The 25,837-nt window shown below is 73.9% G+C and carries 22 protein-coding genes; 12 read left to right on the forward strand and 10 right to left on the reverse strand.

What is annotated here, in order from left to right; all coding sequences use genetic code 11:
• Nucleotides 1–170: 170 nt before the first annotated feature.
• The gene (locus tag LIX60_RS13900) at nucleotides 171–1,544 is read right to left on the reverse strand and encodes a deoxyribodipyrimidine photo-lyase (RefSeq protein WP_227958684.1); all 1,374 of its coding nucleotides are present in this window, start codon (nucleotides 1,542–1,544) and stop codon (nucleotides 171–173) included.
• 531 nt (nucleotides 1,545–2,075) lie between these two features.
• Here LIX60_RS13900 and LIX60_RS13905 point away from each other — a divergent pair.
• Genes LIX60_RS13905 through LIX60_RS13920 form a run of 4 tightly spaced genes read left to right on the forward strand, consistent with a single transcriptional unit; the run spans nucleotide 2,076 to nucleotide 7,090 of the window.
• A complete protein-coding gene (locus tag LIX60_RS13905) occupies nucleotides 2,076–3,365 on the forward strand; it encodes a polyprenyl synthetase family protein (RefSeq protein ID WP_227958685.1) in 1,290 nt (429 codons plus the stop codon).
• Between the two features lie 5 nt (nucleotides 3,366–3,370).
• A complete protein-coding gene (gene crtI / locus LIX60_RS13910; RefSeq protein WP_227962767.1) occupies nucleotides 3,371–4,951 on the forward strand; it encodes a phytoene desaturase family protein in 1,581 nt (526 codons plus the stop codon).
• Nucleotides 4,938–6,032: a phytoene/squalene synthase family protein gene (locus LIX60_RS13915; RefSeq protein ID WP_227958686.1), complete on the forward strand. Its 1,095-nt coding sequence runs from the start codon at nucleotides 4,938–4,940 to the stop codon at nucleotides 6,030–6,032. Before crtI ends, LIX60_RS13915 begins: the two co-directional genes overlap by 14 nt.
• A complete protein-coding gene (locus tag LIX60_RS13920; RefSeq protein WP_227958687.1) occupies nucleotides 6,032–7,090 on the forward strand; it encodes a DUF5914 domain-containing protein in 1,059 nt (352 codons plus the stop codon). The genes LIX60_RS13915 and LIX60_RS13920 overlap by 1 nt, the downstream gene beginning before the upstream one ends.
• Nucleotides 7,091–7,256: 166 nt before the next feature.
• Here LIX60_RS13920 and LIX60_RS13925 read toward each other — a convergent pair whose 3' ends face one another.
• The 6 genes from LIX60_RS13925 to LIX60_RS13950 form a co-directional block, all read right to left on the reverse strand.
• A complete protein-coding gene (locus tag LIX60_RS13925) occupies nucleotides 7,257–8,294 on the reverse strand; it encodes a sodium:calcium antiporter (protein WP_227958688.1) in 1,038 nt (345 codons plus the stop codon).
• Nucleotides 8,295–8,437: 143 nt separating this feature from the next.
• Entirely contained in the window at nucleotides 8,438–10,057 is a 1,620-nt protein-coding gene (locus tag LIX60_RS13930) for an FAD-dependent oxidoreductase (RefSeq protein ID WP_374117853.1), read from the reverse strand.
• 136 nt (nucleotides 10,058–10,193) lie between these two features.
• Nucleotides 10,194–11,417 (reverse strand): lycopene cyclase family protein, encoded by a 1,224-nt coding sequence (locus tag LIX60_RS13935; RefSeq protein ID WP_227958690.1) that lies wholly within the window; start codon nucleotides 11,415–11,417, stop codon nucleotides 10,194–10,196.
• A gap of 385 nt (nucleotides 11,418–11,802) precedes the next feature.
• Complete coding sequence (locus tag LIX60_RS13940) at nucleotides 11,803–11,988, reverse strand: hypothetical protein (protein WP_227958691.1); 186 nt, start codon at nucleotides 11,986–11,988, stop codon at nucleotides 11,803–11,805.
• Nucleotides 11,985–13,388 carry an OFA family MFS transporter gene (locus LIX60_RS13945; RefSeq protein WP_227958692.1) on the reverse strand — a complete coding sequence of 468 codons (1,404 nt, stop codon included), beginning with the start codon at nucleotides 13,386–13,388 and terminating at the stop codon, nucleotides 11,985–11,987. Before LIX60_RS13945 ends, LIX60_RS13940 begins: the two co-directional genes overlap by 4 nt.
• 117 nt (nucleotides 13,389–13,505) lie before the next feature.
• On the reverse strand, nucleotides 13,506–13,835 hold the full coding sequence (locus tag LIX60_RS13950; protein WP_227958693.1) for a hypothetical protein: 330 nt from the start codon (nucleotides 13,833–13,835) through the stop codon (nucleotides 13,506–13,508).
• 498 nt (nucleotides 13,836–14,333) lie between these two features.
• Here LIX60_RS13950 and LIX60_RS13955 point away from each other — a divergent pair, with 498 nt between their 5' ends.
• Complete coding sequence (locus LIX60_RS13955) at nucleotides 14,334–15,128, forward strand: helix-turn-helix transcriptional regulator (protein WP_227958694.1); 795 nt, start codon at nucleotides 14,334–14,336, stop codon at nucleotides 15,126–15,128.
• A complete protein-coding gene (locus LIX60_RS13960; RefSeq protein ID WP_227958695.1) occupies nucleotides 15,121–15,342 on the forward strand; it encodes a DUF397 domain-containing protein in 222 nt (73 codons plus the stop codon). Before LIX60_RS13955 ends, LIX60_RS13960 begins: the two co-directional genes overlap by 8 nt.
• Nucleotides 15,343–15,426: 84 nt before the next feature.
• Here LIX60_RS13960 and LIX60_RS13965 read toward each other — a convergent pair whose 3' ends face one another.
• Nucleotides 15,427–16,569, reverse strand: a complete 1,143-nt coding sequence (locus LIX60_RS13965; protein WP_227958696.1) for a Fic family protein — start codon at nucleotides 16,567–16,569, stop codon at nucleotides 15,427–15,429.
• A 98-nt stretch (nucleotides 16,570–16,667) separates the two neighbouring features.
• Nucleotides 16,668–17,204, reverse strand: coding sequence for a GNAT family N-acetyltransferase (locus tag LIX60_RS13970; protein ID WP_227958697.1), 537 nt, complete (start codon nucleotides 17,202–17,204; stop codon nucleotides 16,668–16,670).
• A gap of 204 nt (nucleotides 17,205–17,408) precedes the next feature.
• Between LIX60_RS13970 and LIX60_RS13975 the strand changes: the two genes are divergently transcribed.
• The gene (locus LIX60_RS13975) at nucleotides 17,409–18,953 is read left to right on the forward strand and encodes a fused MFS/spermidine synthase (RefSeq protein WP_374117854.1); all 1,545 of its coding nucleotides are present in this window, start codon (nucleotides 17,409–17,411) and stop codon (nucleotides 18,951–18,953) included.
• An 85-nt stretch (nucleotides 18,954–19,038) separates the two neighbouring features.
• On the opposite strand, the gene LIX60_RS13980 is transcribed toward LIX60_RS13975, so the two are convergent.
• Nucleotides 19,039–20,067 (reverse strand): LacI family DNA-binding transcriptional regulator, encoded by a 1,029-nt coding sequence (locus tag LIX60_RS13980; RefSeq protein ID WP_227958699.1) that lies wholly within the window; start codon nucleotides 20,065–20,067, stop codon nucleotides 19,039–19,041.
• A 220-nt stretch (nucleotides 20,068–20,287) separates the two neighbouring features.
• Here LIX60_RS13980 and LIX60_RS13985 point away from each other — a divergent pair, with 220 nt between their 5' ends.
• The 5 genes from LIX60_RS13985 to LIX60_RS14005 all read left to right on the forward strand — a co-directional run bounded on the left by LIX60_RS13985 (nucleotide 20,288) and on the right by LIX60_RS14005 (nucleotide 25,747).
• Nucleotides 20,288–21,661, forward strand: coding sequence for an ABC transporter substrate-binding protein (locus LIX60_RS13985; protein WP_227958700.1), 1,374 nt, complete (start codon nucleotides 20,288–20,290; stop codon nucleotides 21,659–21,661).
• A 79-nt stretch (nucleotides 21,662–21,740) separates the two neighbouring features.
• The gene (locus LIX60_RS13990) at nucleotides 21,741–22,667 is read left to right on the forward strand and encodes a carbohydrate ABC transporter permease (RefSeq protein WP_227958701.1); all 927 of its coding nucleotides are present in this window, start codon (nucleotides 21,741–21,743) and stop codon (nucleotides 22,665–22,667) included.
• Nucleotides 22,664–23,488, forward strand: a complete 825-nt coding sequence (locus LIX60_RS13995; protein WP_227958702.1) for a carbohydrate ABC transporter permease — start codon at nucleotides 22,664–22,666, stop codon at nucleotides 23,486–23,488. The genes LIX60_RS13990 and LIX60_RS13995 overlap by 4 nt, the downstream gene beginning before the upstream one ends.
• A gap of 70 nt (nucleotides 23,489–23,558) precedes the next feature.
• Complete coding sequence (locus LIX60_RS14000; protein ID WP_227958703.1) at nucleotides 23,559–24,533, forward strand: glycoside hydrolase family 68 protein; 975 nt, start codon at nucleotides 23,559–23,561, stop codon at nucleotides 24,531–24,533.
• The gene (locus tag LIX60_RS14005; RefSeq protein WP_227958704.1) at nucleotides 24,530–25,747 is read left to right on the forward strand and encodes a serine hydrolase; all 1,218 of its coding nucleotides are present in this window, start codon (nucleotides 24,530–24,532) and stop codon (nucleotides 25,745–25,747) included. Before LIX60_RS14000 ends, LIX60_RS14005 begins: the two co-directional genes overlap by 4 nt.
• Nucleotides 25,748–25,837 lie beyond the last annotated feature (90 nt).

Here is a 25,837-nt window from a genome sequence, read left to right on the forward strand (position 1 = left end):
CGGCGGACCGTGGGAGTGGCCGGCGGGCGCCTGCGGCACGGGCCGGGCACGGGCACCATCGCGGCGCGGGAACGAGCCGGTGCGGTGGCCGGGAGCCACCGGCGGCGCGCGGAGCCGCGCCCTCCGTGGCGCTGCCGACCGGCCTTCCGTGGCGGCCGCCGACCGCGCGGTCAGTCGCGGCCGCGGGCCCGTTTGAAACGGGCCAGGCCCTCCGCGAGGCCGATGACCGGCTCCGGATAGCCGTACCGGGCCCGTTCGGCCGCCGGCATCCGCCACGGCTCGTGGACGAACCGGCGTTCGACGTCCGCCAGTTCGGGGACCCAGCGGCGGACATAGGCGCCGCCGGGGTCGAAGCGGCGTCCCTGGGCGACCGGGTTGAGCACCCGGTGCGGCCGGGTGTCGGTGCCCGTTCCGGCGACCCACTGCCAGTTGAGCTGGTTGTTGGCCAGGTCCCCGTCGACCAGCCACTCCAGGAAGTGCCGGGCGCCGGTGCGCCAGTCGACGTACAGGGTCTTGGAGAGGAAGCTCGCCGCGAGCAGCCGGCCGCGGTTGTGCGTCCAGCCCTCGTGGGCGAGCTGGCGCATCGCCGCGTCGACCACGGGATAGCCGGTGCGCCCCTCCTTCCAGGCCGCGATGTCCGCCGCGGCCTCCGGCCCGGTGCGCCAGCGGTCGTGGCGGGTGCGGTAGTCGGCGTGCGCGGCGGCGGGCCGTGCGGCCAGCACCTGGTGGTGGAAGTCCCGCCAGCACAGCTGCCGTACGAAGGCGTCGGCGCCGGGGCCGCCCGCCTTGCGTGCCCGGTGCGCGAGCTCGGCCGCGGAGACGGTGCCGAAGTGGAGGTGGGGCGAGAGGCGTGAGGTGGCGTCACCGGCCATGTCGTCGTGCCGGTCCTCGTAGTCCGCGAGGCCGTTCCGCAGCCAGGCCGCGGCACGCCGCCGCCCCTCGGTCTCGCCGCCCGCGGCGAGCCCCGGGGAGACGCCGGGCACCGCGGCGCGGGAGGGCAGCGGCTCCGAGCCCGGCCCGTCCGGCACGCGTACGGCGCGCGGTGCGGCCAGCGGCGCCCGCGGGGACTCGGCCGACCAGCGCCGGAAGTACGGGGTGAACACCGCGAAGTGGTCCGAGCCGGCCGGGGTCACCGCTCCGGGCGGGACCACGGTGACCACCGCGTCATGGACGACCAGCCGCCGCCCGCCGGCTTCGAGCGCCCTGCGCAGCCGCTCCTCGCGGCGCCGGGCGTAGCCGCTGGCGCCGGCCGCCGTGTGCACCTCCGCCGCGCCCGTCTCCGCGGCGATCTCGCACACCCGCTCGACGACGGGGCCGGAGCGCAGCACCAGCCGGCCGCCCCGGTCGCGGAGGCCCGCGTCGAGCGCGGCCAGGCAGTCGGCGAGGAACGCCCGCCGGTTGGGCCCGGCGAACCCGGCTGCCTCGATGCCGTCGTCGCGAACGAAGAGCGGCACCACCGCGTCCGCGGAGGAGAGTGCCGCCCGCAGCGGCGGATGGTCGTGCAGCCGCAGATCGGCGGTGAACAGGACGACCGAGACGGTCATGGCGCCCCTCCGGCGGCTGGGAGTGCTCGGGTGGTCCGGGCGTCGCGGCCCGGGCGGACCCCGCGTGCCGCAAGCCGCGCGGCTCCGCCGGTGCCCGCGGCGTCGCGGTGCCCGCCGCCCATCGTGCCCGTACCGCCACTCGTCGGCCGCCGCCCGGGCTCCGGGAGGGCGGCGGCGTCCTCCGAACGGTCCTCCGCCGGACGTGGCGCGGGGCGCGGCCGGGTCCGACGTGATCGACTGGAACGGCGGCGTCCGGCGCCGCCTCCGAGCCACATCGGCGACGTGCCCCGCCCGGCCGCATCCGCGGGGCACCTCTGCTCCGAATGAGATGGGACCGCAGCCGATCGACGCGACGAGAGGACGTGCGAATTGCGCCGCACACGGGCAGAGGAGCCCCCGGCCACCGGCCGCCACCCGGGTCCGTCCGCAGCGCCCCGGCCGCCGGGCGGTCCGCGGGAGCCGTTCGACGACGCCGTCAACGGCCGGACGGAGGAACGGGGTTCGGATGCCGAGCCGGGGTACCCGGACTCCGTGGAATCGAAGACCGCGGACGCGGACCTCAGGGAACCGGGCACCGTGGACGCGGATGTCGCGGGCGCCGTCGGCCACATACTCGACGGCGTTCTGCGGGAACGGGTCACGGCCGCGGCGGGCATCGACGACGTCTTCGCCCGCGACATCGCCGAGCGCGTCATGCGCTTCACGCTCGGCGGCGGCAAGCGCATGCGCAGCCAGTTCCTGTGGTGGGGGCTGCGGGCCTGCGGCGGAGGCCGCGATCCGGAGGCGGCCGAGGCCGCGCTGCGCGTCGCGGCCGGGCTGGAACTGATCCAGACCTGCGCGCTGGTGCACGACGACGTGATGGACGACTCCCCGCTGCGCCGCGGCCGGGCCACCGTCCACGTCGAACTGGCGGCCCAGTACGGGAAGTCCGGGCGCGGGGCCGCCGGCCGCACGGCGGGCGGGCGGCGGCCGTCCCGGCAGGGAGCGGACGCCGGACCGGACGAGCCCTTCGGCCGGGCGGCCGCCATCCTCGCCGGGGACCTGGCCCTCGCCTGGGCGGACGACACCCTCGCCGAGACACCGCTCGCGCCGGACACCCGCCGCCGGGTGCGCGGCATCTGGCGGGCCATGCGCACCGAGATGGTCGCCGGGCAGTACCTCGACCTGCACGGGCAGGCCACCGGTTCGCGCTCCATGGTGCGCGCGATCCGCACCGCCTGCCTGAAGAGCGCCCTGTACTCCGTCGAACGCCCGATCGCACTCGGTGCCGCGCTCGCCGGCGCCGGTGACCGCACCACGCGGGCGCTCTGTTCGGCGGGCCGCTGCGCCGGCATCGCCTTCCAGCTCCGCGACGACCTGCTCGGCGTGTTCGGCGATCCGGAGCGGACGGGGAAGCCGTCCGGGCACGACATCCGCGAGGGCAAGCCGACCTATCTCGTCGCCGTGGCCCGGGCGCGTGCCGAGGCGGACGGGGACGGCGCGGCGCTCGCCGTCCTCGACGGCGCCCTCGGCGACCCCGGCCTGTCCGGGGAGGACCTGCGCCGGGTGCGGGCCGTACTCACCGGCACCGGGGCACGCGCCCTGACCGAGAGCAAGATCGACCGGCTGGTCGGCCAGAGCGCGCGCCATCTGGCGGGGGCAGCCGTGGAGCCCGCCGCGGGCCGCCGCCTGCGGGCCCTGCTCTCCGCCGTGGCGGGGGTGGGCGCGTGGCCGGACGGCGCGGACCCCGCGACGCCCGGCCGCCGTACCCCCGCGGGAGCGCCGGACGGCATGCCCGTACCGCTGCTCCTCTCCGCCGCCGCCGAAGGAGACCGCCGATGACACCGATGCGAACCGTCCCGGGCCGGACCGACCACGTGGTGGTGGTCGGCGCCGGACTGGCCGGACTGGCCGCCGCGCTGCACCTGCTGGGCGCGGGCCGGCGGGTGACCGTCGTCGAGCGCGGCACCCTGCCCGGTGGCCGCGCGGGCCGCCTCGACCGCGGGGGCTACCGCATGGACACCGGACCCACCGTGCTGACCATGCCCGAACTGGTGGACGACGCGCTGGCCGCCGTCGGCGACAGCCTCGGCAACCGGCTGGACCTCGTACCGCTGCACCCCGCCTACCGGGCCCGGTTCGCCGACGGGTCCCAGCTGGACGTGCACACCGGCGCCGAGGCGATGGAGGCCGAGGTCGAACGCTTCGCCGGCGCCCGCGAGGCCGTCGGCTACCGGCGGCTGCGCGGCTGGCTGGAGAAGCTGTACGCGGTGCAGATGCGCCGCTTCATCGACGCCAACTTCGACTCCCCGTTCCAGCTCCTCCACCCCGACCTGGCGCGTCTCGCCGCGCTCGGCGGCTTCGGCCGGCTCGACGCCCGGATCGGCCGCTTCCTCTCCGACGAGCGGCTGCGCCGGGTGTTCTCCTTCCAGGCGCTGTACGCCGGGGTGCCGCCGGCCCGCGCCCTCGCCGCGTACGCCGTCATCGCCTACATGGACACGGTCGCCGGGGTGTACTTCCCCCGGGGCGGCATGCACGCCCTGCCGCGGGCGCTGGCGGACGCGGCGGCCGACGCCGGGGCCGGCTTCCGCTACGGGGAGGAGGTGACGGAGCTGGAGCGCTCGGGACCGGGCTCCCGCTCCGGCCCGGGTTCCGGTGACCGGATCACCGCCGTCGTCACCGACCGGGACCGCATCCCCTGCGACGCGGTCGTCCTCACCCCCGACCTGCCCGTGACGTACCGGCTGCTGGGCCGCTCCCCGCGCCGCCCGGTCGCCCTGCGCCACTCCCCCTCGGCGGTGATCCTGCACGCGGGGACCGACCGCACCTGGCCCGGGCTCGCCCACCACACCATCTCGTTCGGCGCCGCCTGGAAGAGCACCTTCCGCGAACTGACCCGCACCGGAACCCTGATGAGCGACCCTTCGCTGCTCATCACCCGGCCCACCGCCACGGACCCCTCGCTCGCGCCCCCCGGCCGCCATCTGCACTACGTCCTCGCGCCCTGCCCCAACACCGACATCGGCCCCGGCGTCCGCGCGTGGACGGACCTCGCGCCCCGCTACCGGGACAGCCTCCTCGCCGAACTGGAGCGCCGCGGCCTCACCGGCCTCGCCGCGGCGATCGAGGAGGAGTGCCTGGTCACCCCCGCCGACTGGACCGCCGAGGGGCACGCCGCCGGAACGCCGTTCTCGGCCGCGCACACCTTCGCGCAGACCGGCCCGTTCCGCCCCCGCAACCTCGTCCGCGGTACGGAGAACGCCGTGCTCGCCGGCTGCGGCACCACCCCGGGGGTGGGGGTGCCGACCGTCCTGATCTCGGGGAAGCTCGCCGCCGCCCGCGTCACCGGGCCGCTCCCCCCGCCGCGCTCCGCCACCGGCCGCATCCCCGGCCCCGCAGGAAAGGCACGCACGTATGACCGAACGTGAACTGGACGCGGCGGGCATCACCGACCCCGCTCTCCGCGCCGCCTACCGCGAGTGCCGCCGGCTGAACGCCCGCCACGGCAAGACCTACTTCCTCGCCACCCGGCTGCTCCCCGTCGAACGGCGCCCCGCCGTGCACGCCCTGTACGGCTTCGCCCGCTGGGCCGACGACATCGTGGACGACCTGGGATGCGACACCTCCCCCAGCGAACGCTCCATGGCGCTCGAACGGCTGCGCGAGCGGCTCACGGCAGGGCTGCGGGACGGGGGCCGGTACGGGGACGGCGCCCCCGCCGACACCCCCGCTGACGCCCCGAACGGCACCCCTGCCGGCGCCGACGACGAGCCGGTGGTGCGGGCCCTGGCGCACACCGCGCACCGCTACGCCATCGACCACCGCCACTTCACCGACTTCATGGACTCGATGCGCAGCGACCTGGAGGTCACCGACTACCCCACCTACGACGACCTGCGGCGCTACATGCACGGTTCGGCGGCGGTCATCGGCCTGCAGATGCTGCCGGTCCTGGGCACCGTCGTGCCCCGCGAGGAGGCGGCGCCGCACGCCGCCGCGCTGGGAGTGGCGTTCCAGCTCACCAACTTCCTGCGGGACGTCGGCGAGGACCTCGACCGCGGCCGGGTCTACCTCCCCGCCGACCTCCTCGCCGCCCACGGTGTCGACCGCGACCTCCTCCAGTGGAGCCGCGCGACGGGCGCCCGCGACCCCCGCATCACGGCGGCCCTGATGGCCGCCGCCGACCTGACCCGCGGGGTGTACCGGGAGGCGGCGCCCGGCATCCCGATGCTCGACCCGGTCGCACGGCCCTGCATCCGCACCGCGTTCGTGCTGTACGGCGGCATCCTGGAGGCGGTCGCCGACGACGGCTACGCGGTGCTGCACCGCCGGGCGGTCGTCCCGCGCCGGCGCCGCGCGGCCGTGGCGCTCGACGGACTGGCCCGGGTCACGGCGGCCCGGCTGCGGGCCCGTACCGGCCGGTCCCCGTCCACCGCGTCCGCCCCGTGGCGGACCGCGCGGCCCCGCCCGGCCGTCGCCGCCGAGCGGGCCCACGGGGAGGCGGCCTGATGCCCACCGCGGCGGACGACAACGGGCGACGCCCCGGCCGCTTCCCGCTCCGGCTGCGCCGCGACCCCGTCCCCTGGGACCGGCAGCGGCCGACCTGGCGCGACGCCAAGCCGGCGCTGATCGCCGGCGCGCTGAAGCGCTCACAGGCCCGCCCCTCCGGCAACTGGTACGTCCTGGGCGCCACCCGCGACATCACCGGTGACCGCCCGCTCGGCCGCACCGTCGCCGGTACCGAGGTCGTCGCCTGGCGCGACGCCGAGGGGCGGCTGCGCGCCGGGCCGGGCGCCTGCCCGCACCTCGGCGCGCCCCTGAAGGACAGCCCGGTGCGCTGCGGCACCCTCGTCTGCCACTGGCACGGACTGGCCCTGACCGGCGCCCCGTTCGCCGGCTGGGAGTCGTATCCGGTGCACGACGACGGGCTGCTGGTCTGGGTGCGCCTCGACGCGATCGGCGGTGAGGAACCGCTGGAGCGGCCGGTGGTCCCGGTCCGGCCGGAGCCGGGGGGCGCGCTGCCCGCCGTCTACCAGGGCGTCGGGCGGTGCGAGCCGGAGGACATCGTGGCCAACCGGCTCGACCCCTGGCACGGCGCCTGGTTCCACCCGTACTCGTTCGTGGACCTCACCGTGGTGGACACCCCGGAGGGGGACGGTACGGCGGGCGAGGGGGCGGGCGGCGCGGCGGGCGAGGACGGCTTCGCCGTGGACGTGTCGTTCAAGGTGGCGGGCCGGGCGGTCGTTCCGGTGCGAGCGGTGTTCACGGCGCCCGAGCCGCGCACCGTCGTCATGCACATCGCGGAGGGCGAGGGCCGGGGATCGGTCGTGGAGACGCACGCCACGCCGCTGGCGGCCCCGGACCCGGCGTCCGGACGCCCCCCGCGCACGGCGGTGATCGAAGCGGTGGTCGCCGCCTCGGACCGCAAGGGCTTCGCGCTGGCCCGCGCGGCGGCGCCGCTGCTCCGCCCGCTGATGCGCGCCGCGGCGGGCCGCCTGTGGCGCGACGACCTGGCCTACGCGGAACGCCGCTGGGAGCTGCGCAGCACGGGACGTTTCCCGGGGTGAACCGGACGGACGGCGACGGGGCCGCGCCACGGCCCCGCGCCACCGGCCGCCACCGCGCGGCACCATCGCCGCCGCCGCGCCGCGGCCGTTCCGCCGTCGCCGCCGTGCGGCCCCCGCCGTGCCGTGGCGGCGCGCGGCGGGGTCACAGCGGGGGTCACAACCGGGGTCACACGGCCAGCGTCACCACGACGGTCGCGTAGACCGCGATGAGCAGGATGCCGTCGAAGCCCAGCCGCAGCCACCCCCGCCGCTGGCGCACGAGCAGCCCGGCGAGCAGAACGGCGGTCATCACCAGGGAACCACTGGTCATGAACAGCTCCTCCGGCTCCGCGGCCTGGAACAGCGAACCCTCCCGGTAGGCCACATCGCCGACCACGAGGTTCAGTACGTCGAGACAGTTACCGCCCAGCACCGCCGCGATCGCCAGGGTCACCGCACCGCGCCGGACGGCCGCGATCGCGGTCACCGTCTCGGGCAGGGCGTTGACGATGCCCATGAAGACCGCGCCGACCAGTCCGGCCTTCAGACCGGTGGCCTCCACGAGACTCTCGGCGGCACGCGCCACCGCCCAGCCGCCCACCACGACCACGGCCGCGAGACCCGCGAACTCGGCCCAGATGCTTCCGGTCCGGCGCCCGGGGAACGAGGGGGACTCGTCGGGCTCGTCCTCCACGGTGTCCTTGGTGCGCACCGCGCGCCACAACGGCCGTTCACCGTTCTGGATCAGCCGCAGAGCGCCGAGGTAGACGGCCACCAGAACGGCGGACGCGGGATGGACCCCCAGGAACGTCCCCTGGGGGCCGAGGGACGCCATGAGCGTGATCCCGAGCATCGCCAGCAGCAGGGAGCCGAACAGCAGGTTCTGCGAGGAGGACGCCGCGTGCTCGAGGTTCACCCCGCGGTACGCCGCGTCGGCGACGACGACGGCGAGCGTCTGGGCGGCGATGCCGCCCACGGCGTTGCCGTAGGCCAGCTGGGGCTGTCCGGCCGCCGCGCTGACGCCGGTCATGACGATCCCCGAGAGGGAGGTCGCCAGCCCGAAGAACACGGCGCCGAACAGGGCCTCGCCCCAGCCCGTCCGGTCCGCGAGGGTGTCCCCCAGGGCGGTCAGCCGTACCCCGCAGACCACGGTGGCCGCGCCGGCGATGACGAAGGCCGCGATGCTCCAGCCCACCGACCATTGACCGCTGATCTGTTCGAGCACTCGGTGGACTCCAGCCTCTCTGCGGTCGGTCACGGCCCGCTTCGGATACCCCCGGGCCCGTCCTCGACACGCGCCCGAACAGGCGAACGAAGCCGGGGCAGGCGGGGCCCGGCCCTCTCACCCCAGCCGACGACCCGGCCCTCTCACCCCAGCCGGCCGGCCAGCGTCCGCAGCAGCGCCGTGCGCCCCTTCTCCGGCACCGTCCACAGCGTCTGGCCGCGCACGCCCCACCGCTCCAGCAGGGCGTTCGAGGCGAGGAAGCCGGAGGTCGCGGCGCGCTCCATCAGCGCCACGGGGAGCCCCGTGCGCACCAGGTCACCGGCCACCACCAGCGCCGGGTCGGGCGTGTGGACGGTGGGCCGGTCCGGGTATCCGCCCACGGGGAACAGCGGGCAGTCGGCCCGCCATTCGTGCCGGACGTCGACGGTCTTCGCGTCGCCGGTCTCCGGGTAGACCCGGTGGAGCTCGGCGAGGAGCCGCTTCTCCTCGGCCTTCCGGTCGGCGGCCGGGTCGACGGCGTAGGCGTGCAGTTCGACCACCGAGCCGCCGGTACGGGCGGCCCAGCGCGCGGCCTCGCCCTCCCAGCGGTCGAGCACGCTGACGTTGTCCAGCGGCCCGTAGCCGCTCGTCCCGAGGAAGCCGGGCCGGTCGGCGGCCACGGGGCGGTCCAGCCAGAGCCGGGAGACCAGGAAGGGCGGCGCGGTGCGCAGCCGGGCGATCCGCTCGCGCCAGCGCTCGTCACCCAGCCGGGGCGAGCGGCCGACGAGTTCGCGCAGGCCGCCGGTGTCGAGGGCGAGCACCACGGCGTCGCAGTCCTGCCGTCCGTCCGCCGCGGCGACGGTGAAGCCGCCGTCCGGGCCGGGCTCCACGGACTCGACGGCGCACGCCGTGCGCAGCTCGGCGCCGTGCCCGGCGAGATAGCCGCCCAGCGGCTCCCAGAGCGCCTGCGGGAACGGCTCGTCCGGCACGTCGAAGAGCAGCCCCTCACTGGAGCCGAGGAAGTAGATGTGGAACATCAGCACCATCTCGGCGGCCGACAGCCGGCGCGGGTCGGCGAAGAAGCTCCGGGAGAACACCTCGAACGCCAGATGGTGCGCGGCCTCCGGGAAACGGATGCGGGACAGCAGTTCGGCGGCGCTGATGCCGTCCAGCTGTTCGTAGACGTCCGGCACCCGGACGTCGAGCAGGGGCAGGGCCGCGCGCGGGTTCATCCGGGCGAGGTCGCGCCAGCCGAAGGTGGGGCTGAGGGCGGCGAAACCGAGGGCGCTCCACGGCGGGGTGCGCGGGACGCGGGCGAAGCTGTCGCGCAGTCCGCCGCTGTGCTGCAGCGGGTAGTCCGGCAGGCCGGTGAGCACGGAGAGCCCGGGATCGGCCCGCCGCAACAGCCCCCGCAGGTTGTAGTACTGCCGGAAGAAGGCGTGGAAGCCGCGGCTCATGGTGGCGGACGAGCCGTCGGAGAGCTCGACGGGCCATCCGGCGAGGCGCCCGCCGAGACCGGGTTCCCGCTCGTACAGGGTGACGCGGACGCCGCGCTCGGCGAGCCCGGTGGCCGCCGCCAGCCCGGCGATGCCGCCGCCGATGACGGCCGTCCGGGGCGGTTCGCCGGTGATCCGGGGCCGGCCGGACGGCGCGGGCAGGATGCGGGCCCGCCGGTCCCGTCCCCGGCGCGGGGGGCTCACCGGGCGCCCTCCGGAACCTCCGTAGCCTCCGGAAGCGGACGGGGACGGGACTGCGGAGCCGGGGCCGGAGGCGGGCGGAGCCATGGGCGGGTCCTTCCTGTTCGAACAGTGGGGGCGGGACGGGCGGACGGGCACGGCCTCGGGGCCGGCGCGGAACGGGACGGGGAACGGGACGGGAAGGGGCGCCGATGCGGGGCGGTGCGGGGCGCGCCCCGCCGCGTCACGGCCGCCCGTCGCCCGGGCCGGTGCGGAGCGGGAGGGAGCGTCTGCGCAGCCAGGGCAGCTCCGCCACGGTGCGCAGCATGGGCAGGACGGGGGTGCGCAGTCCGATGGCGAAGTCCTCGCGCATCCGGGTGTGCCCGTCGAGGAAGCGCAACAGCCGCTCCATGGGCACGTGTTCGAAGAGCCCGGTGAAGAACCGGTCGCCGTCCACCCGCCCGCTGTCGAGCGCACGCAGCATCACCGCGTCCATGGCGCGGGAGCGCGCCGGGTGCGGAGGGGGCGGCACGGGGGTGCGCCCCTGGTGGTACGCCTCGGCGACGGCCCGCGTCTGCCGCTGCACGGCGGCGAAGGTGTACCCGGTGGAGGGCCGGGTGGCGCCCCCGGCGGCGCCGATGCGGAACACGGACTGCCCGACGCGCCGGGGATACCGGCCGTCGCTCATCGGGATCACCCCCTGCTCGGCGCCGGTCACCTCGTACGGTCCCGCCTTGAGCACCTCGCCCAGGTAGTGCCGCAGCGCCTGCTCGTACTCCTCGCGTGCCAGCACGGCCGGCGAGAACTCGGTGTACTCGACGAGGGCTTCGTCCGGGCCGGTCGGCAGCACGTAGCCGAACGACAGTCCGTGCGCGGGCTGCGGGGTCCGGAAGTCCATGAGGTCCGCGACCGCCGGATCGAACACCGGCCGTTCGGTGCGGACGAACCAGCCGCGGAAGTGCTGGAGCAGCACGGTCCGCGCGGGTGGCAGCCGCTGCGGCGGCCGGGAGTCGAACACCCACCGCGCCCGCAGCCGCACCGGCTCGCCGCCCGCGGTCGTCCCGCGCACCTCGGCGCCCTGCGGCAGCTCCGCCACATCGGCGACGTCTGCGGTCAGGCGCCGGAAGAAGGGGGAGGGGCCGAGCCGCCGCTCCACCGCCGCCTCGAAGTCCCGGGAGCGCAACATCTTGTACCGCAGCGGGGCGGGCTGCCCGACGACTTCGGCGCCGCCGGCCCCGCGCACCCGCAACCGCTCCCAGGAGGCGGCCAGGACGCCGTCGTACTCTCCCCCGGGCTCCTCCCAGAAGCACCAGGTCCGCTCGGGCGGCCGGAGGGGACCGGGCGGAGCGTCCACCAGGGTCACCTCGGGCCCGAGCCGCCCCCCGGGTTTGGCGGCGTCGCACAGCCGGTACGCGAGCGACAGCCCGGCGGCCCCGGCCCCCACGATGGCGACCTCCGTGTCGTACACGACGACTCTCTCTCCTCACCTGCCGCTCGGCGGACTGCGGACGTACACCGCGGGCCGGCGGCGGAAGCCGGTCCTGCGGTCTTCGTCCCTCGGTCCGGCGCCCGGCGCGGTGGCCGCGGACTCCCAGCATTCCGCAGGGGGGCGCCATACGGATGCAGGCGCGAGGCGGGACACGGCGAAAATCCGTCAGGTGTTCGACATCCGGCGCGCGGGCAGGCGGGAGCGCACGGCGGAGGCGTGCGGCGTCCCTGCGGTCTGCGGTCTGCGGTCTGCGTGCGGACACGCGCGGCGGCGGAAACGAGCCGCCGGGCCTCCGCGCCGGGGGAGGACGGCGAACGGAGACCCGGCGCGTGCGGGGCGGGGCGGGGCAGGGCAGGAGGGGCGGTCAGCCGGTGAACAACAGCCGCATCTTCAGCAGGAGTTCGTAGGCGCCGTAGGCGAAGGGCGCCCCGACCCAGAGCCAGGCGAGGGCCATCAGCGGCCGCCGCCCACCGGCTTCGGGCCGCGCGTCCGGCGGGGTGCTCGACGGGGTGTCCGACGGGGCGGGCGCGGTGGAGTCGGGGTCCGTCACTGAGCCGCCTCCTCGGGCCGAGCGGTCGGGAACCGCGGCCCGGAGCGGGCCGGTCCGGACGAGTCCGGTTCATGGTGGCGTTCATGGACCGGCCGGACCAGCTCGTTGGCGAGGAAGCCGACCACCAGCAGCCCGATCATGAGAGAGAAGGAGAAGGTGTAGAGGCCGGGCCCGGTGCGCCCGGCGGACTCCCCGGCGTCCGCGACGGCGTTGACGATCAGCGGGCCGAGGATGCCGGCCGTGGACCAGGCGGTGAGCAGCCGGCCGTGGATGGCGCCCACCTGGAAGGTCCCGAACAGATCCTTGAGATACGCGGGCACGGTCGCGAAACCGCCCCCGTAGAAGGACACGATCACCGCCGTGCAGACGATGAACAGCGCCTTGGAGGAGTCGCCGAGCAGGGCGATGGCCAGATACATCAGCATCCCCACGCCCAGATAGAGGCGGTAGATGTTCTTCCGCCCCACCAGGTCGGAGGTGGAGGACCAGGTGAAGCGGCCCAGCATGTTCGCCAGGGACAGCAGGCCGACGAAGCCCGCGGCGGCCGTCACGCCGACGGGGGCGGAGGTGCCGGAGAAGAAGTCCGTGATCATCGGGGCCGCCTTCTCCAGGATCCCGATGCCCGCCGTGACATTCGTGCACAGGACCACCCACAGCAGCCAGAACTGCGGGGTCCGCAGGGCGTTGTCGGCCGAGACGTGACCGGTGGTGACGAGGGGCTTGGCCACGGCGGCGGACGGCACCCACCCGGGCGGCCGCCAGTCGTCGGCGGGCACCCGGACCAGCAGCACGCCCAGCGTCATGAACACCGCGTAGACCAGCCCCATGACGAGGAACGTCCGTGCGATCCCCGCGGAGCCGGGCTCGAACGAGGAAAGCATCTGCGCCGACCAGGGCGAGGCGATGAGCGCCCCGCCGCCGAAGCCCATGATGGCGATACCGGTCGCCATGCCCGGGCGGTCGGGGAACCACTTCAGCAGCGTCGACACCGGGGAGATGTAGCCGATACCGAGCCCGATGCCACCGACGAACCCGTAGCCGACGACGACCAGCCAGTACTGCCCGGTCCCGGCACCCAGCGCCGAGATCAGGAACCCGGAGGAGAAACACAGGGCGGAGACCGCCATGGCCCAGCGCGGCCCGTTCCGTTCGACCAGCTTGCCGCCGAACGCGGCGGAGAGCCCCAGCATCACCATGGCGAGCTGGAAAGGGAGTGCGGAGGCGGTCCCGGACAGACTGAGCGATTCCTCCAGCGGGGGCTTGAAAACGCTCCACGCGTAGGCCTGCCCGATGGCGAGGTGGACGGAGAGCGCGGCGGGCGGCACGAGCCAGCGGCTCCAGCCCGGCGGGGCGACGCAGCGGGAGCGTTGCAGCACACCAGGGACGAGAAGTGGGGCCATACGGTTCTCCTCCACACGGCTTGCGGAAAAGTTCGTCCACGATGAGGAATCAGGGACTGACCGGCGACCGTACAGCTTTCACCCATCCCCGTGAAGGCTCCGCGCACAGCGTCAGCCTCAACTGTCCTTTTCGGACCGTCCGTTGGGCCCCGCAGCGTCGCCCTCCCGTAGGGGAAGCCGGGCGCCGCGGCTCTCCGCGATCCGGTGGACGTCGCGCAGGGACTCGGGCAACCGGGCTGCCAGGAAGCGCAGTTGGGGCGGCGTCGCCCGCGGGTCACCGAGCAGGTCGGCGGCGTGCCCGAGCAGTTCCCCGGCCATACCGAGCTGCACGCGCTCCATGTCGTCGGCGAGCCGCGAGACGTATCCGCTGCCACCGCCGAGCAGATAGCACGACTTCCCTTCGTTCGACCACGGCAGCAGCCGCGCCACCCCGGCCTCATCGCTCACCGGGCCACCTCCTCGGCACGGAGGGGACGCGGCCCATGTCCGGGCCACGCCCGCAGCCCGAACCCGTCCTCGACCACCCACAGCACCCGCCGCCGCGGCGCCGTGCCCCGCGGCGGCGCAGCCGCACAGACGCAGGCGGCCGGGCACCCGGAACCGGGGGACACCGACCGCCGCACCATGGCACCGTGCGGCAACGGGATCACGGACGGCGGGACGGACGGAGCAAGGCGCGCCCCGGGCACCCCGGACACTCCAGACACTCCGGCGGACCGATGCCGCCCCGGTCCGGCACCCGGGTCCACGCCCACCAGCCCCCACCACAGGAACCGCCGGAACGGTTCGAGGGCGCGGGCCATGCGATCCAACATGTTCAACTCCTGCACACCTGAGGTCTCGCCTGTCGCTCTGTAGCGATCTCCTCACACTGTGAGACGGCACGGGCTAGGCTCGCCAGAGAACAGCAGGTGACGGTGTTTTTGTCGCACAAGGGGGGCGGCGATGGGCAACGCGTACGGGGACTGGCTCCGGGCACAGCGCGAGGCGGCGGGCATGACGCAGCAGGAGCTGGCGGACGCGGCGATCATGACACGCTCGCACATCTCGCACATCGAGGCGGGCCGCCGCATCCCGTCCAAGGACGACGCCCGCCGCCTGGACAAGGCGCTGAACACGGGGAATGTGCTGAGCAGCTTCCTTCCGCAGACGGAGATGGCGGTAGCGGACTACTTCGAACCCGCCCGCCTCCTCGAACAACAGGCGACAGTCATCCGCGAGTTCGCGCTGTCCTTCGTTCCCGGCATCCTCCAGACGGAGGCGTACGCGCGTGCCGTCCTCTCAACGAGCTTCCCTCCCCGGAGCGATGAAGAACGTGACGGCCTCGTCGTCACACGCCTGGACCGGGCGAAGATCCTCAACGATCCGGTGACGCCCGTAGTGTGGGCCCTGCTGGACGAGTCGGTACTGCGCCGTCCAGTCGGCGGGCCAGCGGTCATGGCCGAACAGATCACGCACATGGTCCGGCTCGCGGAATGCGAACGCGTACGGGTTCACGTCCTGCCGCTCGGCCTGGGCAGCCACCCCTTGCTGATGGGCATGGTGACGCTGATGTGGTTCGAGGACCAACCGCCGGTCGCCTACAGCGAAGGCACGTTCATGGGCAAGCTCCACGAGTCCCCGGCACTGGTCGAGCGCATCCACGGCGCCTACGCTCTCGCCATGGGTGAAGCGCTCCCGCAGAAGGAATCCCTGGCCCTGATGAGGGCCACCGCGAAGGAGTTCGGGCACCATGACTGAGCACATGATCCGGAACGCCGGCGCACTCACGGGCTGGCGCAAGTCGTCACACAGCAACAACGACGGCGGCAGCTGCGTGGAGGTCCTGGACGACCACCCTGCGGGTATCCCGGTCCGCGACAGCAAGAATCCCCACGGCCCGGCCCTGGTCTTCCCGTCCCCCAACTGGTCGGCCTTCGTCACCGCCGTGAAGACCGGAGCCCTTTCGGCCTGACACGACCCGGCTTGCCGGGGTGACGCTCAGAGCCGCCCCGGACTTGCCGCCCCGCAGTCCCACCCCTCCTGACAGATCCGTTCCTCAGGGGCGGTCGTAGGGCTCCCGGTACAGGTCGGCGTGGACCTCCGCGCGGACTTCACCGCGAAGTCCGCGAAGCACCGGGCCCCCGATGTACCGCTGCGTCCGCGCATGCCCGACGGGCTCGATGAGACCCAGGCCCCGCAGCCTGCGAAGGTCGACGAGAGCCTGGTCCCGGGTGAGCGCTTCCTCGGCCTGGTAGGTGGTGCGCCTCAGGTGCCCCTGCGCGGCGGCGTACAAGGCGGAGACGGTGCGTTCGTCGAGACGGTGCTTCTCCGCGAGACGCTCCAGGCGGAACCAGAGCCGGGCTGCCGCTTCGAAACGGCGCTGCACTTCCTGAGCCTGGAGGTGGTGGGCGGTGAGGCAGAACCTCACCCAGGAGGCGGTGTCGCGCTCCGGTTGCCAGGAGGTACGGACATCCCGCAGAGCGGCGTAATACTCGCGGGTGTTGAACTCGTCCGCGCCGAGCCACTCCTCAATGCTGGAGAACTCCGGGGCGAGGACTCCGTCCCGGGCCAGGACGAGCGTGTGCACGGCGCGGGACATCCGGCCGTTGCCGTCACACCAGGGATGGATGGAGACAAGGTTGAAGTGCGCCATGGAAGCCCGTACGAGAGCCGGGGCGTCCAGGTCTCCTTCCGCCAGCCAGTGGATGAGTTCGTCCATGAGTGCGGGAACCTGCTCAGGATCCGGAGCGGTGTAGACCGGCGGACGATTCGGGCCTCCGGAAACCCAGACGCCGCCGGTGCGGTACTCGCCGGGGCGCACCTCCTTGTCGGCGGCCCTGGTCATCATGAAGTGCAGGGCCGAGAACAGGGTGTGGTCCCAGGAGAAGATCCGGAAATCTGCGGCATGTTGGACGTAGGTGAGGGCGTCACGGTAGCCGATGACCGCGTTGCGGGTGACTTCATCGGTCTCGGGGGAGATGTCGCCACCGGCGATCAGCGTTTCCGCCTCGTCGGCGCTGATCGTGTAACCCTCGATATGGGTTGATCCCCGGACGGCGGCGGCGGTGAGCGAGCGGCGGAGCTGCCCTTCCCAGCGGCGAGGCTGGGCAAGCCGGTGCCGGAACTCGGTACGGAAGGCTTCGATCTCTTCGATGACGCGACGGTCGTCCGAGGTCAGGGGAGGCGTGGCGAAGAGCATTACTCGATACTACGACACACGTAGGATCGGAGCATTCAGCTTCGATCCGGCCGAACGGCCCCGGGAGGCTCTTCTTCCCGCCCTCCGGCGAACAAGGATCATTCGCCTGCCCCGCACACCGGTGCGGGCTGCCCGGCGGGTCGGCCGGCCAGGAGCCGCTTCGTCATGACGTGTTCTCTCCGGCCGCTGGGCAACACGTCACCGAGTGGTCCGGCGTCCACGAAGCCGTGACGGCCGTACAGGGCGGTCGCGTGCTCGTTCCCGGGCATGACCGCGAGTCGCAGGATCTCTGCCCGCTCCTCCACGGCCCACTGCTCGACCGCCCGGATCAAGTGATCCCCCACGCCGCGTCCCCGCGCTTCCCTGCTCACCCACAGGGAGATCAACTCGACCACGCCGAGCCGTGGGCCGGGAACACCGCTGACCATCCCGGCCGGCTTCCCGTCGAGCACGGCGAGGACATTGCGCGAGCCGGCGATGCTCAGCCGGGCGCGCCACCGCTCCTCCCGGTCCCCCTCCCCCCGCCAGTCCGCGAGCGTGGCCCCGAAGGCATCCGGGTCCTGGGCCAGCGCGGCCAGCCTCAACGCACGCCACGCGGACCAGTCGTCCGCTGTGAGAACGCGCAACTCAATCATTCGAAGAGGCTGTCCCGGAACGAAGGTCGGCCGCAATGCAATATTTCGCATGGCACAGCAGCGTTACGCACGAGCGATCGGCGGCGGAGTCACCGGGAGATCCGGCACGATGCGGGGGCAGGTCGTCAGCGGCGGTGGCGCGCCGTCGCCAGCAGTCGGCTGCTCCGGGAATGACCGCACCCGCCCGGCGCATCGCGTGCGAGGATGTCGCGCGTGACCGGATCGTCTCCCCCGTCCGCCGCCGAAGGCCCTTCCCGTACCCGCGGTTTGGGGCCCCGTGCCGCTGCCGTGCTGGTGTTCGGATCCTCGGCCGCGGTCCTGGTGGTGGAGATCGTCGCTCTGCGGCTGCTGGCGCCCTACCTCGGCCTCACCCTCGAAACCAGCACTCTGGTGATCGGCATCGCCCTCACCGCCATCGCCCTCGGCTCCTGGCTGGGCGGTCGCATCGCCGACCAGGTCGATCCCCGCCGGCTCATCGGCCCCGCGCTGGGGGTGTCCGGTGCGGTCGTGGCGCTCACGCCCGCCGTGCTGCGCACCACGGCGGAGTGGGCGCCCGCGCTGCTCCTGCTGATCGCGTCGCTGACCATCCTGGTGCCGGGCGCGCTGCTCTCCGCGGTGACGCCGATCGTGACCAAGCTGCGTCTCACCAGTCTCGCCGAGACCGGGACGGTGGTCGGCCGGCTGTCCGGCGTCGGCACCGTCGGCGCCATCGTCGGCACCGTCCTGACCGGCTTCGTCCTCGTATCGCGGCTGCCGGTCAGCGGCATACTGCTCGGCCTGGGGACACTGCTGGTCGTCGGCTCGGCGCTGGCGGAGTGGCGGACGCGCGGGTGGAGCGGCGCCCCCGCCCTGACGCTCGTGGTCGTTGCCGGCGGCCTGGCCACCGCGGTCGCGCCCGGTGGCTGCGACGCCGAGACCAAGTATCACTGCGCGCGGATCGTCGCGGACCCCCACCGGGACAGCGGCCGCACACTCGTTCTGGACGGCTTGCGGCACTCCTACGTCGACACCGACGACCCGACCTTCCTGAAGTTCACGTATGTGCGCGCCATCGCCTCGGTGGTCGATGCCGCCTTTCCCGAAGGCCGGCCACTCGCCGCCCACCACCTGGGCGGCGGCGGGCTCACCTTTCCCCGCTATCTCGCGGCCACGCGGCCCGGGACCCGCAGCCTCGTCTCCGAGATCGACGGGGACATCGTGCGGATCAACCGTGACCGGCTCGGCCTGGGGACGGAGGCCGGGATCGAGGTACGCGCCGAGGACGGCAGGCTCGGCCTGCGGCGGCTGGACGCCAGCAGCCGTGACCTCGTCGTCGGTGACGCCTTCGGGGGCGTGAGCGTGCCCTGGCACCTCACCACAGTGGAGGCGATGTCCGGTATACGGCGGGTTCTCACCGAGGACGGCCTGTACGTCGCCAACCTCATCGACCACGGTGAGCTGGCCTTCGCACGGGCCGAAGTGGCCACTCTCCGCGCGGTCTTCGAGCACGTCGCTCTCGTCGGCGACCCCGCCGACATCGGCCTCGGCCCGGCCTCCGCCTCCGAGGGCGGCAACATGGTGGCCATCGCCTCCGACCGGCCGGTCGACCTGCGAGCGGCCCAGGAGGCGCTGGACGACCGGCGCACCGGCTGGAAGATCGCCACCGGCGACGACCTCGCCTCCTGGACCGGCGGCGCCCGGCCGCTCACCGACGACCACGCCCCCGTCGACCAGCTCCTCCAGCCCTCCGGCTCGCAGACCGGCCGCTGACACGGCGCACGGCCGGGCCCGGCGACGCCGCAACGACGACCAGGGAAACGGCCGGTCGCCGTGCTGCCCTGCTCAGCGGTGCCGTTCAGCGCCCCCGGGGCGGTGCCACCGACTCGCGGGCGACCACGGGCATCGGCAGCAGCACCTCGGCCGGTTCCGCTCTGCCCAGCAGGAGTTCGACCGCGCGGCGGCCCATGGCCTCGTGCGGCAGGGCGACGGTGGTGAGGCCCGGGCGGAGGTAGGCGGCGATCTCGTCGTTGTCGAAGGAGACGACGGAGACGTCCGCGGGGACGTTCAGCCCCAGCTCGGCGAGGGCCTGGTACGCGCCGAAGGCGAGGCGGTCGTTGAGGCAGAGCAGGGCCCGGACGTCCGGGCGCCGGCGGAGCAGCGCCAGGGTGGTCTCGTAGCCGTGATGCGGCTCCCAGTCCCAGATGGACTCCTCGGCCACGAACTCCAGGCCGTGCTCGGCCATGGCGCCCCGGATCCCCGCGACCCGCCGGGCGACGGTGCTGGACCGGAACACGCCGCGCTCGGCCTCGTCGCTCTGGCCGATCAGCGCGATGCCCTCCGCGTGCCCGGCCTCGACCAGGAGCCCGACGGCGGCGCGACCCCCCGCCGTCTCGTCGGGGAGCACCGCCGTGGGGTGGCGGGCGTTGGTGGCGTTGAGCATGACGGCGTCGGTGCCCTCGGGCAGTTCCGGCACGAACAGCTCGCGTGCGCGCACGGTGGCGAAGATGATCCCGTCGACCTGCCGGTCGAGGAGTGCCGCTATCGCCTCCGTCTCGCGCCGGGTGTCCCCGCCGGTCTCCGTCACCAGCACCACGTGCCCGGCCTGCTGCGCGGCGTCCAGCGCGCCCTGGATGAGCCCGCCGGCGAAGCGCGTGGTGGCGACCACGTCGGAGACGAAGCCGATGGTGAGCGTCTTGTCGGTGCGCAGGCCCCGGGCCGCGACATTGGGGCGGTAGCCCAGCTCGGCCGCCGCCGCGTGGACCCGCTCGTGGGCGTCCTTGGAGAGCCGGGTGTCGGGCCGGCCGTTGAGGATCATCGAGGCCGCGGTCGTGGACAGCCCCGCCCGGCGCGCCACATCGACGAGGGTGACCCGTTTCCGCGGCATCGCGCTCCCTCCCGTCCCCGCTGCGGCCGTTGAGGACGAATACGTCACGCCTCTTGACACGGCGACGCTGGCACCGTGAGCCTAACACGCAAGCTAAAACCTTTTAGCAGTGGAGCGACGCAAACTGGAGCGAACGGTTCCCGTGGTGGACGCCGCGGGGCGACCGTCTCCCGCCCCGCAACGGCCGACCGGTCCGCGGACGCTCCCGGAAGGAGCCGAGATGGCAGACAGGGACGAACGGCGCCCACGCCGACGCAGCGGGCGGCGCGCCCCGGCCGCGATAGCAGCGGCCGTCACCACGGGACTGGTCCTCGCGGCCTGCGCGCCGGGCGGGAACGGCGGTTCGCCGGACACGCCCGACGCCACCGACGTCAGCACCGAGCTGACCAAGGAGAAGGTCGAGCTCACCATCGCCGACGAGACCGGGTTCCCGCTCACGGACAAGCTGACCGAGGAGTACACCCGGCAGCATCCGAACATCACCTTCGACATCAACCGGGACACGTTCCAGAACCTCACGGCCAACGCCCCCCGGCTGCTGGCCAGCGACAATCCGCCGGACCTGATCCGGCTGCCCACCATGGGCGAGACGGTCAAGGACGGCCTGCTCGCCGATCTCGACCCGTACCACAAGGCGTACGGCTGGGACTCCTGGCCCGAGGCCCAGCTCGAACCGCTCCGGATGAACGAGGACGGGGTCCGCGGCTCCGGCCCGCTCTACCAGCTCGGCCTGGGCTACAGCGTCACCGGCATCTACATGAACACGAAGCTCGCCGGGGAACTCGGCATCGACGGCCCGCCCGAGACCCTCGCCGAACTGGAGGAGGACCTGGCGACCGCGAAGGCGGAGGGCGTGCTCCCCATCGTCGCCGGCGACAAGGACGGCGTGGTGAACTTCGTCGTCCAGGCGGCGATGAACCAGTACGCCGACAAGGACGAGTTCCTCTCCTGGATGTACAACGAGCCCGGCGCGCGCTACGACACCCCGGGCAACCGGAAGGGCGCCGAGCTGGTCCGGAAGTGGGCGGACGCCGGGTACTTCCCGAAGGACATCAACTCCCTGGACTACTTCGCCTTCGTCAGCCGCTTCTCCGAGGGCAAGGGCCTCTTCACCTTCAACGGCAACTGGGAGGCCGCCAACTACCAGAAGGCGCTCGGGGACGATGTGACCTTCTTCCTGGTGCCGCCGGAGAAGAAGGGCGGCAAGCACGTGGCCATGGGCGCCGCCAACTCCTTCTCCGTGGCCGCGAAGTCCCCGCACAAGAACGAGATCGTCCACTTCCTGAACTGGGTCCACAGCGACGAGAAGGCCCGCCAGATCGTCCTCGACGTCTCGGGGGCCTCGGCCGGCGGCGACCCGGACCTGCCCCAGCCGAAGGCGGAGGCCGGCTCGCTCGCCGAGGCGGCGCTGGAGATGTCCGCCCAGCTCGCCGAGGAGGGCGGACAGGTGGACTTCATGGCGAACACCACGGCCGGCATCTACTCCGGCTCGATCATCCCGGAGTCCCAGCTCCTGGTGACGAGCAAGCTCAGCGGCAAGGAGTTCGTCCGGCGCGTGCAGAAGTTCTACGAGAAGGAGGTCGGCAAGCGATGACCACGGGCATCGCGCGCCCCGTCCCCCGCCCGGCCTCCGCGGCCGGGCGGGCGGGCCGCCCCGCACGGGGAGGGCCGCAGTGACCGGCGCCCCGGCCCCCCTGCACCGCTCCGGCCGGGCACGCTCCCCCAGGGGTCCCCGGCGCGGGGCGGCGCGCGGGTGGCTGCTGCTCCTCCCCGCCCTCGGCGCCTACACCGGCTTCGTGGTCTGGCCCCTGATCGTGGGCGTGCAGTACTCGTTCTACGACTGGAACGGCGTCGGCACCGCGACCTGGGTCGGGCTCGGCAACTACGCCACCGTGTTCACGGACCCGGAGCTGCTCGGCGCCATCGGCAACGCGTTCGTCCTGCTGGTCTTCTTCACGGTCATCCCCGTTGGCGCCGGGCTGGTGCTGGCGACCCTCATCCGGTCGCTGCGCTCCGGCGGCTTCGCGCGGGCGTCCCAGACGATCCTCTTCCTTCCGCAGGTCATCCCGCTGGCCGCGGCCGGTATCGCCTGGTCCTGGATGTACGCGCAGACCGGCGCCGTCAACGAGATCCTCCGGGCGGCCGGCCTGGGGTGGCTCGCCCGCCCCTGGCTGTCGGACTACGGCACCGCGCTGCCCGCGGTGGGGCTGATCGGCTCCTGGGTGCTGACCGGTCTGTGCACGGTGCTGCTGCTCACCGGGATCGGGAAGATCGACCGCTCGCTCTACGAGGCCGCCCGGATCGACGGGGCCGGCTGGTGGCGGGAGTTCTTCGCCATCACACTGCCCGGGCTGCGCCAGGAGATCGCCGTCCTCGTCACGCTCAGCATGATCGCCGCGCTGAGCAGCTTCGACATCATCTACACCTCGACCCAGGGCGGCCCCGGGCGCTCCACGCTCGTCCCGGCCATCTCGATCTACCGGATCGGGTTCACCCAGAGCGATGTGGGGCTCGCCTCGGCCTTCGGCATCGTGCTCATGATCCTCGTGGTGGCCTGTGTGCTGCCCGTCCAGCGACTCGCCCGGGCAGGTGACCGATGAACACCAGCCGTACCGAAACCCTGACCGGCCGCGTCCTCCTCGTCCTCGCCCTGGTGCTCACACTGCTGCCGCTGCTCAACATGGTCTCGGCGGCGCTCCAGCCGGCGGACGTCAACCCGACCGGCCTCGCCTGGCCCACCGACCCGCAGTGGGGCAACTTCGCCGCCGCGTTCGAGACCGGGCACGTCGGCAAGCTCATGGGATCGAGCCTGCTGATCGTGGCCGGGGTCGTCCCCGCCGCCCTGCTGGCCGCCACCCTCGCCGGCTACGCCCTGGGCTCGCTGCGCGTCCGGGGCGGCGGCGCCGTGCTGATCTTCCTGGTGCTGGGGCTGGCCATCCCGTTCGAGTCCCTGATCATCCCGCTCTACTACCAGGCGCAGACGCTGGGGACGCTCAACACCCGGTGGGCGGTCGTCCTGCCGCTGATCGGCCTGTTCATGCCGTTCGGCGTCTTCTGGATGCGCGCGCACTTCGTCAACGTGCCCCGGGAGCTGTCGGAGGCCGCCCGCGTCGACGGCGCCGGGCTGTGGCAGGAGTTCCGGCGGATCCAGCTGCCGCTGGCGCTGCCCGCGGTGTCCGCGCTGGCGATCCTCTACTTCCTGTGGACGTGGAACCAGTTCCTGCTGCCGGTGGTGCTGATCGACAACCCGCTCGACCGGACGGCGGCGGGAGCGCTGACCTTCTTCCAGGGCCAGTACTCGCTGAGCATCCCGCTGCTCAACGCGGGCGCGCTGATCGTCATCACCCCGGTGATCATCGTGTTCCTGATCTTCCAGCGCCAGTTCGTCAAGGCGCTGCTCTCCGGCGCCGTCAAGAGCTGACCTCCGGGGCCCGTGCGGGCCCCGCCCCCGCCCCCGCTCTCGCTCTCGCGAACCACCGAAACGAGCACTCGTGACCTTCGCCCTCGACGACCACTGGGTCTGGGACTTCTGGCTCGCCGACTCCGGCGGCCTCCACCACCTCTACTACCTGCACGCACCCCGCTCCCTCGGCGACCAGCACCTCCGCCACCGCAACGCCGCCATCGGCCACGCGGTCTCCACGGACCTGCGCCACTGGGAGGATCTCGGCCCGGTGCTCGGGCCGGGCGGCCCCGGGGACCACGACGAGACGGCCACCTGGACCGGCTCCGTCGTCCGGGGCCCGGACGGCCGCTGGCGCATGTTCTACACCGGCGCCCGCTTCCCGGTGTCCGGCTCCGCGGCGAACATCGAGACCATCGGCGTGGCCGTCTCCACCGACCTCCACACCTGGACCAAGGAGCCCGCGGCGGTCGTCTCCGCCGACCCGCTCCACTACGAGACCTACGCGGACGGGACCTGGCGCGAGGAGACCTGGCGCGACCCGTGGGTCTTCCCCGACCCCTCCGGTGACGGCTGGCACATGCTGGTCACCGCCCGCGCCGCGCACGGGGACCCGCTCGACCGGGGCGTCATCGGCCACGCCACCTCCCCGGACCTGGAGACCTGGTCGGTGCGGGAGCCGCTCAGCTCCCCCGGTGCGGGCTTCGCCCATCTGGAGGTCCCGCAGCTCGTCACCGTCGAGGGCCGGCACGCGGTGCTCTTCTCCTGCGACACCCCGCACGTCGTGGGCGAGCGCCGCACCCGCGGGGAGCGCGGCGGCGTCTGGGCCGTTCCCGTCACCGACCCGGCGGGCCCCGTGCCCGCCGGGGACGCGACCCTTCTCACCGGCGAGGAGCTCTACAGCGGGCGCGCCGTCCGCACCCACGACGGGCGGTGGGTGCTGCTCGCCTTCGAGAACACCGGCCCGGACACCGACTTCGCCGGCCGGATATCCGACCCCCTTCCGCTCGGCTGGTCCCCCGACGGGCACCTGTCGGTCGCACGCCTGCAGGAGACCCGATGACACCCGCGACACCGGCGAACCCCGCCAACCCCGCGACCACCGCGACCCCCGCCGTCCACGGCCGGACGGCCCCCGGCTACGAGACGGTGCGACGCGCCTTCGAGCGCGCCTTCGACGGCAACCCGCGCATGGGGGCGGCCCTGGCCGTCCGCCACCACGGCGAACTGGTGGTCGACCTCTGGGGAGGCGTCGCGGACACCCGCACCGGCCGCCCCTGGGAACGGGACACCGCGAGCGTGATCTTCTCCTGCACGAAGGGGCTGATGTCCGTCCTCGCCGCGCGACTCGTGGCGGAGGGCCGGCTCGACTACCGGGCGCCGGTCGCCACCTACTGGCCGGAGTTCGCACAGGCCGGCAAGGGGGGCATACGGGTGCTGGACATCCTCGCCCACCGCTCCGGGCTCTCCGCGCCCCGCCGCGCGCTCTCGCCGTCGGACGTCCTGGACTGGCACACCGTCACCGGCGCCCTGGCCGAGCAGAAGCCGCTATGGGAGCCGGGCACGGGGTACGCATACCACGCCCTCACCCACGGCTGGCTGATCGGCGAGGTCATCCGGCGGATCACCGGCCTGCCGGTGCGCGAGGCGTTCGCCCGGTTCCTCGCCGAACCGCTCGGCGCCGACGCCTGGGTCGGCCTGCCCGGGCACCTCGGCGGGCGGGTGGCCCACCTCCACGCGGGGGCCGGCCTCGTGGGCCACGTGGCCCGGCAGGCGGCGGCCCGCGTGCCGGGCGATCCGGACTGGCCCGGCCGGGCGATGACCCTCGGCGGCGCCTTCACCCCCGAACTGATCACCCCGGACGGCGGTTTCAACGACCCCGCCGTCCGCGCCGCCGAGATCCCCGGCGCCGGCGGGGTGGCGACCGCGCGGGCGCTGGCCACCCTCTGGTCGGCCACGGTCACCGCCACGGAGGGCGTCCGCCTCCTGGACGACACGACCCTGGAGAGCGCGCTCGCGGTCCAGACCGAGGGCGCTCCCGTGTTCGACGTGCCGGGGCCGTGGCCGCGCTGGGGCATGGGCTTCCAACTCGACTCCGCGGCCCGCCGCTACCTCTCCCCCGGCAGCTTCGGCCACGACGGGGCCGGCGGCCAGGTCGCCTTCGCGGACCCCGGCGCGGAGATCGGCTTCGCGTTCCTCACCAACCAGATGGAGGCGGACGAGGACCTCCGCGCCACCGCGGTGGTGGACGCCTTGCGCGAGACCCTGAGCGGCTGACCGGCACGGGCCGGCAGCCGCCGGGGCCCACCGGCCTCCGGTGCGCCGGGACCAGGCGAGGCAGCCTCCGGGTCCCGGCCGGGGCCGGCG

This window comes from Streptomyces sp. S07_1.15 (assembly GCF_020739505.1).
In the GTDB taxonomy this organism is placed as follows: domain Bacteria; phylum Actinomycetota; class Actinomycetes; order Streptomycetales; family Streptomycetaceae; genus Streptomyces; species Streptomyces xinghaiensis.